The sequence below is a fragment of the Aeromonas sp. LsrichE-8G genome (assembly GCF_022869435.1).
In the GTDB taxonomy this organism is placed as follows: domain Bacteria; phylum Pseudomonadota; class Gammaproteobacteria; order Enterobacterales; family Aeromonadaceae; genus Aeromonas; species Aeromonas caviae.
This window is the reverse complement of sequence record NZ_JALIHH010000110.1, coordinates 1-489: the sequence shown is the minus strand read 5'-3', so window position 1 is coordinate 489 and position 489 is coordinate 1. Positions and strand designations below refer to the sequence as shown.

The 489-nt window shown below is 54.4% G+C and carries 1 protein-coding gene; it reads left to right on the top strand.

Annotation, left to right across the window (positions count from 1 at the left end):
* On the top strand, positions 1 to 476 hold a 476-nt coding region (locus MUW49_RS15665), incomplete at its 5' end, for an IS5 family transposase (RefSeq protein WP_244812940.1).
* Positions 477 to 489: the final 13 nt, after the last annotated feature.

Here is a 489-nt window from a genome sequence, read left to right as displayed (position 1 = left end):
CGCGGGGAGGTTTCGGCAGCAAAATTCACTTGGTCACGGACGGTCATGGCTTACCACTGAGCTTCTGCCTGTCACCGGGGCAATCAGCAGAAATCAGCTATGCAACAAGCGCGTTGGCCATGGCGAGGATACCAACGTCATCAGGTCGCTACCGAACACGGCCAGCGCATCTTGCCGCAGACAAGGCCTATAGCAGCAAAGCCTTTCGAGCCGAGCTACGGCGGAGAAGGATAAAAGCGGTCATTCCGCAACGCAGCGACCAGCAACGGCGCCATAAGGGGCGTCCATTGGTACTGGACAAGGTGCATTACCGCAGGCGCAATGTCGTGGAGCGGTGCTTCGGTTGGTTGAAGAAGTTTCGCCGGTTTTCAACGAGATATGAAAAGCTAGCCAAGAGTTTTGCAGCCTTTATCAAACTGGCTTTCTGCCTTCGCTACTTGCGCGAGTTATGTGTGGACAGAAAACCAGCATTTTGAGAACACAGCCTAG